The organism is Nannocystis pusilla (assembly GCF_020073745.1).
In the GTDB taxonomy this organism is placed as follows: domain Bacteria; phylum Myxococcota_A; class Polyangia; order Nannocystales; family Nannocystaceae; genus Nannocystis; species Nannocystis radixulma.
Window position 1 is genome coordinate 147852 of sequence record NZ_JAIRAU010000035.1, and the last position, 16317, is coordinate 164168.

Sequence of the window (16317 nt, forward strand, 5' to 3'; positions counted from 1 at the left end):
ATCGGCACACACTCGCAGGTGCAGTCAATACATTGTTCCGCGCAGCCCGCTACATGTCTCTTGACACATGTGTAAACAGACATTGAACGTGGTCAGAACAACAATTCGCGGTACCACTGCAGCGAGCGCGTCGGCTGCGAACCGGCGCCGCGGAGCTAGAGATGGTCGATGAGCCGCGAAACCAGCGAGCTCAGCAGCCCGGCGGCGAGGACGCGCCACGAATCGGAGCCACGGAGGGCGCGCTGCCAAAGGACACGCCCGACGTCGCCGCCCTGAGCGAACACTGTCTCGTACCCTGTGCGACGAGGTCGCGGCCACTGATCATACGGATCATCGCCGCGCTCGTGGTCGCAGACCACCCACACGCGAGCACCGGTGCGGACGCTGAACTCGCGCAGAACACCCATCGCGTGCAGACTCGGGGCGGGATAAAGCCGCTGTCGTGGTCCCCACACGCGCTGGGGAACTCCCGAGCGAGGCGGGCCGTCGATGCTGCACCGCGTCCACGTCGGTTCGACGTCCGGCGGCGACTCGTGCGCGGGACACAGCCGCGCGCGGTCACGCGCCGCCACAAGCCCCATCGGGGGCGCGACGATCCCCGGCGTCCGGTACGGCAGCAGCCAGCGCGCCCCGGCGAAGATCGTCACCTCGATCGCCGCCGCGGCGATCATGGCAAGACCCGCGTCGCCCTCGCGCGCCGCGCCGCGCCCCGCTACCATCGGCGCCATGTCCGGGCCGCACTTGCGCGATTTCAATCGGATCGTCTTCTTCACCGGCGCCGGCATGTCCGCCGAGAGCGGCGTGCCCACCTACCGCGGCGCCGGCGGGATCTGGAAGGAGTACGACTACCGCCGCTACGCCTGCCAGGACGCCTTCAACCGCGATCCCGCGGCCGTGTGGGAGTTCCACAACTACCGCCGCCGCCTCGTCGCCGCCTGCGCGCCCAACCTCGGCCACCGCATCATCGCACGCGCCGGGCAGCGCGAGGCCCGCGTCACTGTCGTCACCCAGAACATCGACGGCCTGCACGCGCTCTCCGGCAGCCGCGACATCCTCGAGCTCCACGGCAACCTCTGGCGCGTCCGCTGCGACACCTGCGGCGTCAAGCAGCAGGACTCGCACGAGCCGCGCGAGCAGCTGCGCTGCGACGGCTGCGGCGGCTGGTGGCGGCCCGACATCGTGTGGTTCGGCGACTTCCTCGACGACGCCACCCTGCACTCCGCCAAGCAGCTCATCTCGAGCTGCGACCTGTTCGTGTCCGTCGGCACCTCGGCCGTCGTCTACCCGGCCGCCCAATTGCCCGAGTACGCCCGCGCGGGCAAGGCCCTGCGCGTCGAGATCAACCCCGACGAGACGCCGGCCTCGGACCTCTACGACGTCCACCTGCGCGGGCCGGCGACCGAGATGCTCACCCGCCTCGCCGACGGCGATCCGCATCTGCTGGACCCGGCGTGACCCTCGCCCCCGAGACGCTGACCACGGCGCGTCTTCGCGGCGCCCGCATCACCGCCGGGGACCGCCCGCTCTACCGCGCGCTGTGGCAGGACCCCGACGTCGTGCGCACGCTCGGCGGCCCGCGCTCGCCGGCGCAGATCGACGCGAAGATCGACCGGCTGGTGGCGATGTGGCGCGAGCGCGGGTTCGGCGTGTACACCCTGCGCGAGGGCGACTGCGACTGTGGCTACGCGGGCCTCGCACCGACCGACGCGGGCGGGCGCGACAGCGTCGAGATCCTCTATGGATTCCCGCCGACGGTGTGGCGCCGCGGCCTCGCCACCGAGGTCGCCACCGAGCTCGTCCGCCTCGCCCTCGACGTCCTCGGCCTGCCGGAGGTGTGCGGATTCACCTGGACCGAGAACACCGGCTCGCGCCGCGTGCTCGAGCGCGCCGGTCTGGTGTATCGATTCGACTTCGATCGCGCCGACCTGCCGCACCGCTATTACAGCCTGACGCGCGACGGCCGAGCAGACCGGTGATATGTCCGTTCGGACATGATTAAACATACCGCCGGACACGGCCCCTTCGCCGCGCGGCGCTGCGGCGGATGGTCACCGGCGCGCACGCGTCCGCATTGGCGGCTCCCGCCTCCGACTCACTCGTGGAGGGCGACTTCGTCGTCGTGGCCGAGCCGAGGTCGAATCCGCCATCATGTCGCCGGCGACAGGCGAGAGCGACGTCGCGGACGTCGTCACGCCGGCGGTCGGATTCGCCTTTGTCTCGCCCGTGGAAGCCCCCGAGGCGCACGCCGAGGCGAACAGCCGTCCGGCGCGGCGGGGTCGAAGCGCGACGGGGGGCCATGCCTGGTCATCTTACGCGAGCCTCGCGGCTCGGTGCGCATGGGTCCTATGGTGAGTGCTGTGCCCGAGCATCCCCACATGCACATCTCTGCACCGCGTCGATTCGCCTCCCTCGGCTCGCTCCTGCTCACGATCGCCGCGTGCAGCGACGACGGCCGCGGAGGCGCCAGCGCCCAGATCACCGGCGTGTCGTCGATCGCCAGCCTGAGCACCCTCCCGGGCACCGACGGGCCGGCCACCGACAGCGAGACCGGGGCCGGCACCGGCACCTCGAGCAACAGCGGCGCGCCGACCGAGGCCACGACCTCCGCGAGCGACTCGGCCCCCAAGTTCGACTTCGGCAACGACCCGCAGCCCGACTTCGGCGGCGGCGGGGACGAGGGGCCGATCATCCCCGAGACCTGCGACCAGGCCGCCGCCGGCAAGAGCACCGTCGGCTGTCGCTTCTACGCCGTCGACATGGACTCGCACGACGGCGTCGAGACGTCGCAGTACGCGGTCGCGGTCGCCAACGTGCAGCTCGCGGCCACCGCCAACGTCGTCGTCGAGACCAAGAACGGCGGCGTGTGGAGCGCGGTCGCCGGCCCGCAGCCCGTGCCTGCGCTGTCGCTCTTCACCTTCAACTTGCCCGACCGCCACATCGACGACTCCGGCGTCAACCCGGGCGGGGCTTACCGCGTCACCTCCGACGTCCCGGTCGTCGCCTATCAGTTCAACCCCGTCGACGGCGCCTCCTCCTTCCTCTCCGACGCCGCCATGCTCTACCCCGCGGCCGCGCTCGACACGATCAACCGCGTCACCGCGTGGAAGTCGATGTACGACAACTCCAACACCTTCCAGCACAGCTACGTCACGGTCATCGCCACCGTCGACGGCACGATGGTGCAGGTCGATCCGAGCGTCGTGACGGCGGCCGGACCGAGCGTGCCGCAGGGCGCCCCGGGCGCTCCGTTCACGATCCCGCTCAACGAGGGCGACGTGCTCTCGGTCGCCGTGCAGTCGATCCCCGACAGCATGACGGGCACCAAGATCAACAGCAACGACGGCCACCCGGTGGCCGTGTTCGCCGGCCAGGAGTGCGCGCTGATCCCCGAGACGACCTGCTGCTGCGACCACATGGAGGAGCAGCTGGCCGGCGTGCGGCTGTGGGGCAAGCGCTTCATCGCCTCGCGCATGCCGATCCGCAGCGGCGGCGCGCCCGAGCAGACGCTGTGGCAGATCTACGCCTCCGAGGACGGCACCAACGTCACCATCAACGCCGACCCCGGCGTGTCCGGCATCCCCGCCGCCAACTTCGTGCTCAACGCCAACCAGATGAGCGAGTTCTACGCCACCGGCCCCTCGGCCGAGCCGGGCGACTTCGAGGTCGTCGCCGACAAGCCGATCGCCGTCTACGGCTACATGGTCGGCGCCGAGGCGTTCGGCAGCTCGATCGGCGACCCGGCGATGGTGGCGATGGCCCCGGTCGAGCAGTACCTGCCGCGCTACGTCGTGCTGGTGCCGGGCACGTGGGTCAACGACTTCGCCATCGTCACGCGCCCGGTCGGCGCGTCCATCTCCATGGACGGCGTCAACCTCCCCGACCTCGACTTCAACCCGGTCGCCGGCAGCGGCTACGAGGTCGCGCGGATCCCCTGCGCCGACGGCATCCACGTGTTCGACGGCGGCGATTCGCCGTTCAGCGTCATCATCGTCGGCTACGACCAGCACGACTCCTACGCCTACCTCGGCGGCACCGGCACGGGGAAGATCAACCCCAACCCGCCCGGCTGAGCCATGGGCCTGCGCGCCCTCGTCGAGACCCGCCTCGCCGCCCATCAGGCGAGTTCCTGTGGTTCTCGCAGTACTTCCAGCTGGCGCGCAGCAACATGTCCTTCGAGACATCTCGTGCCGGCATCGCCGGCGAGTACGTGCGCGAGCTGACCCGAAGCCGACCCGGCCTCCGCGCGCCGGCTCGAGCCGGCGTGCGCGCGCGAGATCGCCGAGGTCGTCGCGGCCACTCGCAACCAACCCGGCGCCCGAGCTCACGGACGCCGCCGCGCTGGCCGCCTGCCCCGAGCCTGGCGCCGAGGGCTTCGAGGCCCGCCGCGTCCTCCGCTCGCGTGAACTCGGGACCGGCGCCCAGCGCCGGCGCCACCTCTCGTGACCCGCAGTCGTCCGCTCCGCCGTCGAGATCTCCGACCCGCTACCTGGCGCCGTCGCAATCTGTCCGAACGGACAGGATTCGAGGCGGACCCGCGAGTCACGAATCAGCGGCGGCGACCTGGTGGCGCGACCGGGTCATTTCGCGTCGTCCTCGCGCCGGGCTCCGATAGGCCGGCAAGACGCGAGGAGGGGCATATCGGGCCAATATGGGACCGACGAGCGACGCGGCTGCTCGAAATGGCCCGGTCGGGGCACTAGCTCTTGACGATCAGCTGCAACAGGTCGCCGACCTCGCGGTGGCGTGCGATCGACCGCCGCAGCGGCTGTCGCTGATGCACCAGATAACGGTTTCGCCGGCCGTTGCGCTCACGCGTGATGTAACCCGAGGTCGCCAGTTCCTTCACGATCCTCTGCACACCCCGCTCGGTCAGGCCGACCTCTGCGGCGACGTCACACAGTCGAATCTCTGGATCTTGCGCAAGGCACAGCAAGACGTGCGCGTGGTTGGTCAGGAAAGTCCAGCCTTCTGGGTTCTCGGACATGAGTTCGCTCATCATTCTGGGGCGTCCTGGAGGGTCTTTGATGTTGCGGCAAGGCTCCGGGAGCGTCAACGGCGGGACGCGCCCCTGGCTCACGCGTCTCCCACATGCGCACCGGAGATCACGCTCAGGCGCACACCGGCGCGACGACGGCGCAGTTCCGCGAGCTCATCGGAATAGAAGAACTCGCGTGCGCCGAACGCCGGGCGCAGGTCGCTCAACCAGGCGGCGTCGGGGTCGTACTCGGCGAAGAACAAGCGCCCCACCCACTCCGGGTTGCGCCCCTGGAGCATGCGCAGCACAAAGTACCTTCTATTGTCGAGCTCGGTGACTCCGTCGAGGACGACCTTGCCCGGCGTGGCCGACATCGACGGGCCGCGCACGCTGCGACAGAGGCCCGAGAGCTGGCGGTACGCGCCCTGGTAGATCTGCAGCGCGCGCGCCAGCGGGACCTTGAAGTACTCCTTCGGGCCCGTGTCGCGCTCGATGAACATGTAGTAAGGGACAGCGCCCTGCCGCACCTGCGCGCGCCACAGGTCGGCCCACACCGCCGGGTCGTCGTTGACGCGGCGGATCAGCGGGGCCTGGCAGCGCACGACCGCGCCGGCCTCGCGCACGCGCTGCAGCGCCGCGGCCGCGGCGGGGGTGGCGAGCTCGCGGGGGTGGCTGTAGTGCGCCATCACGGCGACGTGCTTGCCCGCGGCCTGGATCTCGCCGAACAGCCGCAGCAGGTCGTCGGCGTCGGGATCGGTGAGGAAGCGCGCCGGCCAGTACGCCAGCGCCTTGGTGCCGAAGCGGATGTGCGCGAGGTTCGGCAGGTCGGCGCGCAGGAGCGGCTCGACGTAGCGGCGCAGCACGCTGGTGCGCATCACCAGCGGGTCGCCGCCGGTGAACAGCACGTCGGTGACCTCGGGGTGGCGCGCGAGGTAGTCGACCAGCGTCTCGGCCTCGCGCGCGGCGAACTTGAGGTCCTCGAGGCCGACGAACTGGGCCCAGCGGAAGCAGTACGTGCAGTACGCGTGGCAGGTCTGGCCCTGCGCCGGGAAGAACAGCACCGTCTGGCGGTACTTGTGCTGCAGCCCGCGCCGCTCGACCCCGTCCTCGATCGGCACGTTGAGGTCGATCTGGCCCGCCGGGTGCGGATTCATCGCCATCTGGATCGCGCGCGCCCGCGCCTGCAGCTCGGCCTCGCTGCCGCCGCGCAGGAGGTCGACCAGCGCGCTGACGTCGCCGTCGTCGAGCATCTCCGCCTGCGGGATCGTCAGCTGGTAGATCGGGTCGTCGGGGACGCGCGACCAGTCGATCAATTGCTCGAGCACGTACGCGTTGACGCGGAACGGCAGCACCTGGGCCACCGCTCGCAGCCGCAGCCGCGCGTCGGCCGACAGGCCGCGCAATTGAGGAATTGCATCGATGTCACGGGCCGTGAACGCCCGATATGTCCCCAGATTCAACGCACCATCCGGCATCGGATACCCTCCGAGCAAAGCGAACGATCGCGCCGAGGACGCCGATCGTGCAGGTGTCTTTTGGGACAGGCGCGTGCGACTTCGGACGCGGTCGACTCAAGGAGCCCACGAGACCGTCCGACGCCGGGCCAGCGCCCGCCGCGTGTGATTTGAGCGCCAACTTAACACGCAAGGCAGGCACACCGCAAGGCTGAACCTCCAGGATCTCCGCGTAATTTGATTGACGAACCGAGATTCAGCGCAACCTCGACTTTTTTGTTACGCTACCGTAATGAGAGCCGGGCGCCGTTCCGGCAATCATTCATATGTCCTTATGGACATGTCCTCCTAGACATCCGGCTTGCCGCGCCGGGGGACGCGCGATATACCAGCCGCCTGTGCGGGAGCCGGCGACGGATGCGCGCCCCGGCGGAAGGAGAACGAGCATGTGTGGAATCCTCGCGGTCTTCGGGGCCGTCGACGACGCGCTCCTCTCGCAGGCGATGACCGCGAGCGAGCGCCTGAGCCACCGCGGCCCCGACGGCCACGGCGTGCACTACCAGCCGGGGGTCGGCGCGCTGCTGCACCGGCGGCTGGCGATCATGGACCCGGGCGCGGGGCGCCAGCCGCTGTTCGGGCGCGACGGCGGCGCCCTCATCCACAACGGGGAGATCTACAACCACGCCGCGCTGCGCGCCGGGCTGCAGGCGGCGGGGCGAGTGTTCCGCAGCGGGTCCGACAGCGAGGTGCTGGTCCACCTCTACGAGGCCCGCGGCGACGCGTTCGTCGCCGACCTCGACGGCGTGTTCGCGGTCGCGGCCATGCGCGACGACGACTGGCTGGTCGCGCGCGATCCGATCGGGGTCAAGCCGCTCTACTACGGCCGCGACGGCGCCGGCAACCTGTGGTTCTCCTCCGAGCTCAAGGCCCTGGTCCGCCACTGCGCGTGGTTCAAGGTGTTCCCGCCCGGCCACGTCTACACCCGCCGCGGCGGGCTCCGCCGCTGGTACGAAAGGACATGGCTCGAAGGACATGTCGACTATCGCCGCGACGCCGCCGGCCTGCGCGAGCGCTTCGAGGCCGCGATCGACAAGCGGCTGATGAGCGACGTGCCGCTCGGCGTGCTGCTGTCGGGCGGCCTCGACTCGAGCCTGGTGGCGGCGCTGGCGGCCCGGCTGGTCCGGCGGCGCGACCCGGGCGCGCGGCTGATGTCGTTCGCCATCGGCGTCGACGGCGACGCGCCCGACCTGCGGGCCGCGCGGGACGTCGCCGCGTACATCGGCACCGAGCACCACGAGGTCCGCCTCGACCTCGACGACGGCATCGGCGCCCTGCGCGACATCGTCTGGCACACCGAGTCGTACGACATCCCGACGGTGCGCGCGAGCATCCCGATGTACCGCCTCAGCCGCTACATCCGCGACCAGGGCATCAAGGTCGTGCTCTCCGGCGAGGGCTCCGACGAGGTGTTCGGCGGCTACCTCTACTTCTACTTCGCCGAGGGCCCCGAGGCGTTTCACCGCGAGACGGTCGAGCGGGTCAAGAACCTCCACTTCAGCGACGTCCTGCGGGCCGACAAGAGCACGATGGCGCACGGCGTCGAGGCGCGGGTGCCGTTCCTCGACCTGGCGTTCCTCGACCTGGCGATGACGATCGACCCGGCGCTCAAGCGCCCGCTGCAGCCCGAGGCCGGGCGCGAGGGGCGGATGGAGAAGGCGCTGCTGCGCGCGGCCTTCGCCGACCCCGCCGACCCGCTGCTGCCGCCGGCGGTGCTGTGGCGGCAGAAGGAGCAGTTCTCCGACGGGGTCGGCTACGGCTGGGTCGACCGCCTCAAGGCCCACGCCGAGGCCGTCGTGTCCGACCTCGAGCTCGCCGAGGCCGGCGAGCGCTTCCCCCACGAGACGCCGACCACCAAGGAGGGCTACCTCTACCGCGCGCTGTTCGCCGAGCTGTTCCCCGGCGAACACGCGGCCCGTTGTGTGCGACGATGGGTCCCGCGCTGGCAAGCCGACGGCGACAGCTCCGGCCGCGCCAACCCGCTCCACGCCAATGCTGTCCGAAAGGCCAGGTGAATCGTGCAAGGACGTCCGAGCCTCAACCTCCAGGTCCGCGGCCTCGCGCCGTCGGCCACCGTGTCGATCAACGAGCGCAGCAACGACCTCCTGGCCGCCGGCCGCGAGGTGTTCAAGCTCGGCCTCGGCCAGTCGCCGTTCCCCGTGCCCGACAGCGTCGTCGAGGCCCTCCGCGCCAACGCGGCCCGCAAGGAGTACCTGCCCGTGCGCGGCCTCCCGGCCCTGCGCGACGCCGTCGCCGCCTACCACCAGCGCGGCGTCGCCGACGCCCACGAGTACAGCGGCGAGCACGTGCTCGTCGGCCCCGGCAGCAAGGAGCTGATGTTCATCACCCAGCTCGCGTTCTACGGCGACCTCGTGCTGCCGTCGCCGGCGTGGGTGTCGTACTCGCCGCAGGCGCGCATCATCGGCCGGCAGGTCGTGTGGCTGCCGACGCGCGCCGACAACGGCTGGAAGCTGACCCCCGCCGACATCGACGCGCTGTGCCGCCGCGACCGCGGGCGGCCGCGCGTCCTCATCCTCAACTACCCGTCGAACCCGACCGGCCAGACCTACGACGGCGACGAGCTGGCCGCCCTCGCCGAGGTCCTGCGCGCCCACGACGTCCTCGTCGTGTCCGACGAGATCTACGGCGAGCTCCACCACGACGGCGCCCACACCTCGATCGCCCGCTTCTACCCCGAGGGCACGATCGTCAGCTCCGGCCTCAGCAAGTGGTGCGGCGCCGGCGGCTGGCGCCTCGGCACCTTCCTGTTCCCGCGCGAGCTCGAGTGGCTGCAGCGGGCCATGGTCGCGGTCGCCAGCGAGACCTACACCTCGACCAGCGCGCCGATCCAGTGCGCCGCCGTGGCCGCGTTCGCCTTCGGGCCCGACATCGCCGCCTACGTCGCCCACGAGCAGGCGATCTTGAAGGCCCTCGGCGGCTGGTGCCACCGCCGCCTGCTCGCCGGCGGCATCGCCTGCGCCGCGCCCCAGGGCGGCTTCTACCTGTTCCCCGAGTTCCACGCCCAGGCCGACGCGCTGCGCCGGCGCGGGATCGCCGGCGGCGAGGCGCTGTGCGAGCGCCTGCTCGAAGAGACAGGTGTGGCGATCCTGCCCGGCAGCGAGTTCGGCCGGCCCTTCGGCGACTTCACCGCCCGGCTCGCCTACGTCGACTTCGACGGCGGCCCCGCGCTCGCCGCCCACGACCCGCAGCGGCCGATCGACGACGCCTGGCTGCGGCGGTTCGCGCCGCGCGTGCTGACCGCGATCGAGCGCCTGGTCGCGTTCGTCGCCGCCTGACGCGTCCTCGCCCGGCACGCTTGCGCCGGCGCCCGCGTGCGTCATGCCGGGGTGATGGCGCGCGCGGCCGCGAAATCACATGTCCGAGCGGACAGCTCCGACCGGGCCGCCAACACGCGGGTCGCCGCGGTGTTCGGCGAGATCGCCGACCTGCTCGAGGTGGAGGGCCAGAACCCGTTCCGGGTCCGCGCCTACCGCAACGCGGCGCACGAGCTCGGCGCGCTCGGTCGCGACCTCGCGGCGATGGTCGCCGCGGGCGAGGACCTGACCGAGCTGCCCGGCGTCGGCGAGGACCTCGCCGGCAAGATCTGCGAGATCGTCGACACCGGCAGCTGCGCCGCGCTCGACGAGCTGCACGCCACCTGGCCGGCCTCGATCCACGACGTCATGCGCGTCCCCGGGGTCGGGCCCAGGCGCGCGCGCACCCTGTTCGAACGGCTCGCGGTGCGCACGCTCGCCGACCTGCACGCGGCCGCGACGAAGCAGCAGATCCGCGAGCTGCCCGGGTTCGGCGCCACCAGCGAGCGCAACATCCTCGACGCGCTCGCCGGCCTGCTCGGCACCGGTCGCCGCCTGCCGCTCGCCGAGGCGCGGGTCCACGGCGAGCGCCTGCTCGCCCGCCTGCGCGGCGCGCCCGGGGTGATCGAGGCCGTGATCGCCGGCAGCTATCGCCGCGCCCTGGCGACCGTCGGCGACCTCGACTTCCTCGTCACCGCGCGGGCCAAGAACGGCGCGATCGCGGCCCTCGTCGGCGCCCCCGACGTCGCCCACGTGCTCGCCGAGGGCGACACGCGCGCGACCGTCGTCCTGCGCTCGGGCCTGCAGATCGACCTGCGCGTGGTCGGGCGCGACAGCTTCGGCGCCGCGCTCCACTACTTCACCGGCAGCAAGGCCCACAACATCGCCGTCCGCCGCCTCGGCGTCGCCCGCGGGCTCAAGATCAACGAGTACGGGGTGTTCCGGGACGAGTGCCGCGTCGCCGGCCGCACCGAGGAGTCGGTGTTCGCCGCCGTCGGCCTGCCGTTCATCCCGCCCGAGCTGCGAGAGAACCGCGGCGAGATCGCGGCCGCCCGCGCCGGCGAGCTGCCGCAGCTCGTCACCTCTGCCGACCTCCGCGGCGACCTCGTGCTCGTGCCCGCGAAGAGCGAGCCGAGCGGCCTCGTCACCGCCGCGGCCGTCGCCGCCAGGGCGCGCGGGCTCGCCTACCTGCTCGTCGTCCACGAGGTCCCGGCCCGCTCGCACGCCGCCGTCGACTGGCCCGCGCGCATCCACGCCGCCGCCGAGGCCTGCGCCGAGCGCGGGCTCGCGGCGCTCCAGGGGCTCGAGCTCGACATGGCCTCCAAGACATGTCCCGAAGTAGTTGTCGACTTCGTCGCCGCGCGGCTGTCGCACGTCGCGCACGCGCCCGCGCACGCGGCCCTGCTGCGGCTCGTCGGCCCCACGCGCGCGAGCGACGAGGGCCCCGACCCGACGCCGCTGGTGCGTCTGGCGCTCGGCGCCGCGCTGGCGGTCGTCGGCGAGCCGGCGCAGCTGCCCCGGCTGGAGCCGCAGCTGCGGACCGCCCGCGCCGAGGGCGTGGCGGTCGTGCTCGGCTCCGGCGGCGAGCCGGGCGGCGGCGAGGCCTCGCGCCTCGACCTCGCGGTCAGCCAGGCGCGGCGCGCGTGGATCGAGCCCGGCGAGGTCGTCAATTCCCGGCCGCTCGCCGAGGTCCGGGCCGTGCTCGCCCGGCGAGGCGCGTCGCGGCGGCGCGCCGGTCCGTGATACCCTGCGGCCCGCTGTCCGATGAACCAGCTCTTCGAGACATGTACGATCGGCCCTGTCCGATTGCGCAACCGCAGCATCCGCGCCGCCGCCTTCGAGGGCATGTGCCCCGGACACGCGCCGTCGCCCGAGCTGCTCGCCTACCACCGCGAGGTCGCGCTCGGCGGCGTCGGCATGACGACCGTCGCCTACGCCGCGGTCGAGCAGAGCGGGCTGTCGTTCCCGCACCAGCTGTGGCTGCGCCCCGAGATCGTCCCCGGCCTGCGCGCGCTCACCGACGCCGTCCACGCCGCCGGCGCGCGCGCGTCGATCCAGATCGGTCACTGCGGCAACATGGCCAAGGCCGCGGTCGCCGGCGGCCGCGCGATCGCCCCCTCGGCCCGCTTCAACCTCTACGGGCCGGTGTGGCCGCGGGCCATGGACCAGTCCGACATCCACCGCGTCGCCGCCAGCTTCGGCCGCGCCGTCGAGCTCGCCCGCGACGCCGGCTTCGACGCGGTCGAGGTCCACGCCGGCCACGGCTACCTCATCAGTCAGTTCCTCTCGCCGGCCACCAACCACCGCCGCGACGTCTACGGCGGCCCCCTGGCCAACCGGATGCGGTTCATGCGCGAGGTGATGGAGGAGGTCAAGGAGGCCGCGGGCAGCGACATCGCCGTGCTGGTCAAGGTCAACATGCGCGACGGCTTCCGCGGCGGCGTCGAGCTCGACGAGGCGATCGAGGTCGCGCGCACGCTCGAGCAGGACGGCGCCGACGCGCTGGTGCTCTCGGGCGGGTTCGTCAGCCGGGCGCCGATGTACATCATGCGCGGGGCCATGCCGACGCGCGTCATGGGCCGCCTCATGACCGACTGGACCCTGCGCGCCGGCCTGGCGCTGTTCGGCCAGACCCTGATCGCCCCGTTCCCCTACACCGACAATTACTTTTTAAAGGACGCCCTGGCGGTCAAGCAGGAGGTGAAGTTGCCGCTGGTGTACATCGGCGGGGCCGCCTCGCGCGCGGCGATCGACGAGGCGCTCTCACACGGCTTCGTCGCCGTGGCGATGGCGCGCGCCCTGATCCGCGATCCTGGCTTCATCAATAATTTGGCGGCGGCGGAGGGCCGCGAGGCCGCCTGCGATCATTGCAACTACTGCGCGGCGCGGATCTACACCACGCACATGGCCTGCCACCACCGCGAGCCGCCGCCGGCGAGGTTACTGCCATGAATGCGAATGTCGACACCGCGCTCGTCACCGGCGCCTGCTCCGGCATCGGCCTGGCGATCGCCCGCCGGCTGGCCGCGCGCGGCCACGCGTTGATCCTCGTCAGCAACCGCGACGAGCCGCTCGCGCGCGCGGCCGCCGAGATCGACGCGGCCCACGGCGTCCCCGTGCACACCGTCGTCCAGGACCTCGCGGCCCCCGACGCCGCCGAGGCCCTCGTCGCCGCCGTCGACGCCCGCGGGCTGCAGGTCGACATCCTCGTCAACAACGCCGGCGTGTTCTTCTTCGGCGAGGCCGCCGACGCCGACCCGGCGCGCGCGCGGGCCATGCTGCAATTGCACGTCACCACCCCGTCGCTGCTGTGCACATTGTTCGGCGCGCGCATGCGGGCCCGCCGGAGCGGACGGATCCTCATCGTCTCGAGCATCTCCGCCTGGCGCCCGTTCCCCGGCATCAGTTATTACGGCAGCAGCAAGACCTACCTGCGCAGCTTCGCCGCCGCCCTGCGCTCCGAGCTCGGCGTCTACGGCGTCGGCGTCACCTGCCTCGCGCCCGGCGCGACCGCCACCGGCCTCTACGACACCGAGGTCGTACCTGTCGCAAGGGCCAGGCAGCTCGGCGTCATGATGGACCCCGAGATCGTCGCCGAGGCCGGCGTCCGCGCCCTGCTGCGCGGCGACGCGGTGTGCATGCCCGGGCTCGTCACCCGGGCGATGACGACCGCCGCCGTGCTGACCCCGCAGCCGGTGATCGACTGGGTGCGCCGGCGCGCCCCGTGGCTGCGCCCGCCGAAGCGATGAACGCAAAGAATCACTGGGCGGCGACCGGCAGCGTCAGCACCGGCCCGGCGCCCTTGAGCTCGCCCGACTGCATCTCGAGCACCTGGGTGATGAACGAGAACGTCGACTTCGAGTCGAGGTCGTTGTCGGCGATCCAGAACCACAGCCCGCGGTAATACACCGACACGTACGCGCCGGCCGGTTCGCGCCGGCCATAATGCACGCGCATCAGCGCCCTGGTGAGGCGGGCCCAATCGAACAGCTCGCCGTCCTTGTCGCGGGTGATCGGCACCCGACCGATCGCGTAGTCCTCCCCGGGGACCTCGACCCCGTGCGAGACGTAGTACATCCCGCCGAGCAGCGAACGCGGCACCAGCAGCACCGCGTTCGGCTCGCCGGGGCGCGGCGCGTCGGTCAGCGTGATCGTCGAGGCCGGGCCGGGCAAGCCGAACAGCGCGCACAGCCGGGCGATCCGCTCGGTCGAGTCCGTCCGCGACACCAGCGTCAAGCTGAGCGCGTTGCCGGCGACGCTCGGGAGGTAACTGAGGTCGACGAGGCCGTCGGCCCACAGCGACCGCAGCAGCTCGGTCGCGGTGAAGAACGCCTGGAACTCGGGCGCCTCGAGCGGCGTCGGCCCCGAGGCCCGCGGGGCGTTCTGCATCGGCCCGAGCCGCTGCACGAACACTTTAAAGATGCGGTCGATCGCCCAGCCGGCGTGGTAGAGCAGCAGGATGTCGCCGAGCTCGACCGGGCTCAGGAACTGCTTGCCGAAGCGCGAGCCCTGCAGCGGCGCGTAGGTGATCGTCGGGCGGTCGATGTACGTCACCGCGGTGCCCGGCGCGACCGAGCTGTTGCCGCCGGGGGCGATCGTGCCGCCGAGGCCGGCGCCGAGCTCGACCGAGAGGCTGCTCGAGATGCTCGTCACCTCGAGGAACAGCGGCGCGTCGCGGTAGCGCAGGCGCACCAGGTTGAGCAGCAGCTGCTCGCTGTTGGTCTGCTGGATCGCCGCGTTGTAGGTCCCACGGCCGTAGCGGAGCGAGCGCGGGCCCACGGCGGTGCAGGCGGTCAGCAGAGTCGCGGCGGCGACCAGAAGCGAGAGCGCGCGTCTCACGGCGAGCGCGAGGATACTCGAGATCCGGCCGCGCGCGGCGCAGCTGCGAGGAGCTCGCCGCACCGAGCGAGCGGCACATTGCAGCGGTGAAAGAGCCGCGGGCCGCAGCGCGGCGGGAGCCCGCCATGCCCCCGACGACCAAGACGACCGGCGGGCGAGACCACGAGGACGTGCAGTCGGCCGGCGCGTGCGTCGTGCGCCGTAATGCGGTCACGGCCCGCGACCGCTCGACTGCGGCTGGCCCGGGCGCGAGCGCGGGTCGCGGCTGCAGAGGCGACGATCGCCGACGCGTGACCCTTGCCCCGCGAACACGACCGACGCACGCGGAGGCTGTACGCGCCGCCAACGCCGCCCGCGACCCGGGTACCGCGGCCCATGGTTCGGCCTGTATGAAACGAGTCGCGCTCTTCTCGCTGCTCCTGACGGCGGGACTCGTGCTGTCGCAGGTGCTCCCCGGACTGAGGTCGCGCGACTCGGCGCTCTCGCTCGCGGTCAAGCTGCTGACGATGACCGCTCGCGTTCATCATGATCCACGTCGGTCGCGAGTTCGAGATCGACAAGGGTCGACTGCGGGCGTACGGCTGGGACTACGCGATCGCCATGACGGCGGCGACGTTCCCCTGGCTGATGATCCCGCTCAAGATGCCGATCGTCGGCCTCGCCTGGCAGATGGGCGCGACGCTGGCGATCATGCTGATTCAGCTGTGGATCGCCTGGCGCTGGCTGCACAGCCTGGCCCTTCCCCGCACGTGGCCGTGGGTCTTGACGTACGCCGCGGCCCTCACGGCCTTCTGTGAAGCGATCTATCTCGTCAGCGAACTGATCGACGAGACGGTGCCGATCTACCTCGAGGTTCTGCTGCCGGCATTCGTGCTCGGCTGCGTGATGCGGCGGGACGGCGAGGACGCCGGCCCGCGGGAGCGGTCCGTGGCGAACGCGGTGTCGGCCTGCTTCATGGCGCTGGTCGGACTGAGCATGCCGCCGTTCACCGGACACGCGCCGACGAGCGAGGCGCCCACCAGCGTCTCGGCGGGGCTGCAGATCCCGAGCTGGGGTTCGCTGGCGCTGCACACCCTCGCGGTCACGATCCTGTCGAACATCGGCAAGCTGTTCCCGCTGGCGTGCTACCGGCGCGAGGCGTCGCTCGCCGAGCGTGCCGCGCTCGCGGTGGCGATGTGGCCGCGCGGCGAAGTCGGAGCCGGCGTCCTCGTGCTCGGCATCAGCTACGGCCTCGGCGGCCCGATGCTCGCGGTGGCCTCCTTCAGCCTGGCACTGAACCTCCTGTTGACCGGGCCCTACATCCTCCTCGTGAAGCGCCTGGTCACGCGCGCGGCTTCCGGGGCGCCCGATCGCCGGCCACGAGCACGAGCAGCAGCAGCAGGCTGAACACGCCGAGGAACAGCACGAACGACCACGACGACGCGAGCTCGTCGGCGCCGGCCGTCCGCCCGACGTCGACGAGGTAGACCACGACGATGACGAACAAGAACAGGAAGAAGACTGCCCAGCGGGACATGGCGGACCACCTGCTCCTTCTGTACCCCGGCCGGAGGCGCGACGCGGGCGCAGCCGCCTCCCCGGCCGAATTTCCGCGGCGCGGCCCGGCGTCCATACCGCCCCGCACCGCGGGTGCCAGCCGCGCCGGCGCTCTCGACCGAGCTCGCTACAGGCCTGTGAT

Annotated in this window: 14 protein-coding genes; 9 read left to right on the plus strand and 5 right to left on the minus strand. The window is 71.8% G+C overall.

Annotated elements, in window-relative coordinates; translation table 11 throughout:
• Positions 1 to 155: 155 nt before the first annotated feature.
• A complete protein-coding gene (locus tag K7C98_RS26470) occupies positions 156 to 773 on the minus strand; it encodes a hypothetical protein (RefSeq protein ID WP_224194560.1) in 618 nt (205 codons plus the stop codon).
• On the opposite strand from K7C98_RS26470, the gene K7C98_RS26475 reads away from it, so the two are divergent.
• From K7C98_RS26475 to K7C98_RS26485, 3 genes are all read left to right on the plus strand, one after another.
• Entirely contained in the window at positions 727 to 1455 is a 729-nt protein-coding gene (locus K7C98_RS26475; RefSeq protein ID WP_224194561.1) for an SIR2 family NAD-dependent protein deacylase, read from the plus strand. The two genes, K7C98_RS26470 and K7C98_RS26475, sit on opposite strands and share 47 nt — an antisense overlap.
• Positions 1452 to 1976, plus strand: coding sequence for a GNAT family N-acetyltransferase (locus K7C98_RS26480; protein WP_224194562.1), 525 nt, complete (start codon positions 1452 to 1454; stop codon positions 1974 to 1976). The genes K7C98_RS26475 and K7C98_RS26480 overlap by 4 nt, the downstream gene beginning before the upstream one ends.
• 399 nt (positions 1977 to 2375) lie before the next feature.
• The gene (locus K7C98_RS26485) at positions 2376 to 4070 is read left to right on the plus strand and encodes an IgGFc-binding protein (protein WP_224194563.1); all 1695 of its coding nucleotides are present in this window, start codon (positions 2376 to 2378) and stop codon (positions 4068 to 4070) included.
• Between the two features lie 626 nt (positions 4071 to 4696).
• Here the strand turns inward: K7C98_RS26485 and K7C98_RS26490 are convergent.
• Entirely contained in the window at positions 4697 to 4984 is a 288-nt protein-coding gene (locus K7C98_RS26490) for a helix-turn-helix transcriptional regulator (RefSeq protein ID WP_224194564.1), read from the minus strand.
• Between the two features lie 89 nt (positions 4985 to 5073).
• A complete protein-coding gene (locus K7C98_RS26495) occupies positions 5074 to 6450 on the minus strand; it encodes a KamA family radical SAM protein (RefSeq protein ID WP_224194565.1) in 1377 nt (458 codons plus the stop codon).
• A gap of 425 nt (positions 6451 to 6875) precedes the next feature.
• On the opposite strand from K7C98_RS26495, the gene asnB reads away from it, so the two are divergent.
• Genes asnB through K7C98_RS26520 form a run of 5 tightly spaced genes read left to right on the plus strand, consistent with a single transcriptional unit; the run spans position 6876 to position 13549 of the window.
• Positions 6876 to 8501: an asparagine synthase B gene (gene asnB / locus K7C98_RS26500; protein ID WP_224194566.1), complete on the plus strand. Its 1626-nt coding sequence runs from the start codon at positions 6876 to 6878 to the stop codon at positions 8499 to 8501.
• Positions 8502 to 8504: 3 nt separating this feature from the next.
• Complete coding sequence (locus tag K7C98_RS26505) at positions 8505 to 9782, plus strand: pyridoxal phosphate-dependent aminotransferase (protein ID WP_224194567.1); 1278 nt, start codon at positions 8505 to 8507, stop codon at positions 9780 to 9782.
• A gap of 54 nt (positions 9783 to 9836) precedes the next feature.
• Complete coding sequence (locus K7C98_RS26510; protein ID WP_224194568.1) at positions 9837 to 11543, plus strand: type-X family DNA polymerase; 1707 nt, start codon at positions 9837 to 9839, stop codon at positions 11541 to 11543.
• A 21-nt stretch (positions 11544 to 11564) separates the two neighbouring features.
• Positions 11565 to 12752, plus strand: coding sequence for an NADH:flavin oxidoreductase (locus K7C98_RS26515; protein WP_224194569.1), 1188 nt, complete (start codon positions 11565 to 11567; stop codon positions 12750 to 12752).
• Entirely contained in the window at positions 12749 to 13549 is an 801-nt protein-coding gene (locus tag K7C98_RS26520; protein ID WP_224194570.1) for an SDR family NAD(P)-dependent oxidoreductase, read from the plus strand. Before K7C98_RS26515 ends, K7C98_RS26520 begins: the two co-directional genes overlap by 4 nt.
• 10 nt (positions 13550 to 13559) lie before the next feature.
• Here K7C98_RS26520 and K7C98_RS26525 read toward each other — a convergent pair whose 3' ends face one another.
• On the minus strand, positions 13560 to 14639 hold the full coding sequence (locus K7C98_RS26525; RefSeq protein ID WP_224194571.1) for a hypothetical protein: 1080 nt from the start codon (positions 14637 to 14639) through the stop codon (positions 13560 to 13562).
• A gap of 525 nt (positions 14640 to 15164) precedes the next feature.
• Between K7C98_RS26525 and K7C98_RS26530 the strand changes: the two genes are divergently transcribed.
• The gene (locus K7C98_RS26530; RefSeq protein WP_224194572.1) at positions 15165 to 16025 is read left to right on the plus strand and encodes a hypothetical protein; all 861 of its coding nucleotides are present in this window, start codon (positions 15165 to 15167) and stop codon (positions 16023 to 16025) included.
• On the opposite strand, the gene K7C98_RS26535 is transcribed toward K7C98_RS26530, so the two are convergent.
• The gene (locus K7C98_RS26535; protein WP_224194573.1) at positions 15961 to 16155 is read right to left on the minus strand and encodes a hypothetical protein; all 195 of its coding nucleotides are present in this window, start codon (positions 16153 to 16155) and stop codon (positions 15961 to 15963) included. The two genes, K7C98_RS26530 and K7C98_RS26535, sit on opposite strands and share 65 nt — an antisense overlap.
• Positions 16156 to 16317: the final 162 nt, after the last annotated feature.

What these genes read in the sequence shown, in the direction of transcription:
- K7C98_RS26475 (WP_224194561.1), top strand. Translation starts at nt 727, where the DNA reads ATGTCCGGGCCGCACTTGCGCGATTTCAATCGGATCGTCTTCTTCACC.
- K7C98_RS26485 (WP_224194563.1), top strand. Translation starts at nt 2,376, where the DNA reads ATGCACATCTCTGCACCGCGTCGATTCGCCTCCCTCGGCTCGCTCCTG.
- K7C98_RS26490 (WP_224194564.1), bottom strand. Translation starts at nt 4,984, where the DNA reads ATGTCCGAGAACCCAGAAGGCTGGACTTTCCTGACCAACCACGCGCAC.
- K7C98_RS26495 (WP_224194565.1), bottom strand. Translation starts at nt 6,450, where the DNA reads ATGCCGGATGGTGCGTTGAATCTGGGGACATATCGGGCGTTCACGGCC.
- asnB (WP_224194566.1), top strand. Translation starts at nt 6,876, where the DNA reads ATGTGTGGAATCCTCGCGGTCTTCGGGGCCGTCGACGACGCGCTCCTC.
- K7C98_RS26510 (WP_224194568.1), top strand. Translation starts at nt 9,837, where the DNA reads ATGGCGCGCGCGGCCGCGAAATCACATGTCCGAGCGGACAGCTCCGAC.
- K7C98_RS26515 (WP_224194569.1), top strand. Translation starts at nt 11,565, where the DNA reads ATGAACCAGCTCTTCGAGACATGTACGATCGGCCCTGTCCGATTGCGC.
- K7C98_RS26520 (WP_224194570.1), top strand. Translation starts at nt 12,749, where the DNA reads ATGAATGCGAATGTCGACACCGCGCTCGTCACCGGCGCCTGCTCCGGC.
- K7C98_RS26530 (WP_224194572.1), top strand. Translation starts at nt 15,165, where the DNA reads ATGATCCACGTCGGTCGCGAGTTCGAGATCGACAAGGGTCGACTGCGG.
- K7C98_RS26535 (WP_224194573.1), bottom strand. Translation starts at nt 16,155, where the DNA reads ATGTCCCGCTGGGCAGTCTTCTTCCTGTTCTTGTTCGTCATCGTCGTG.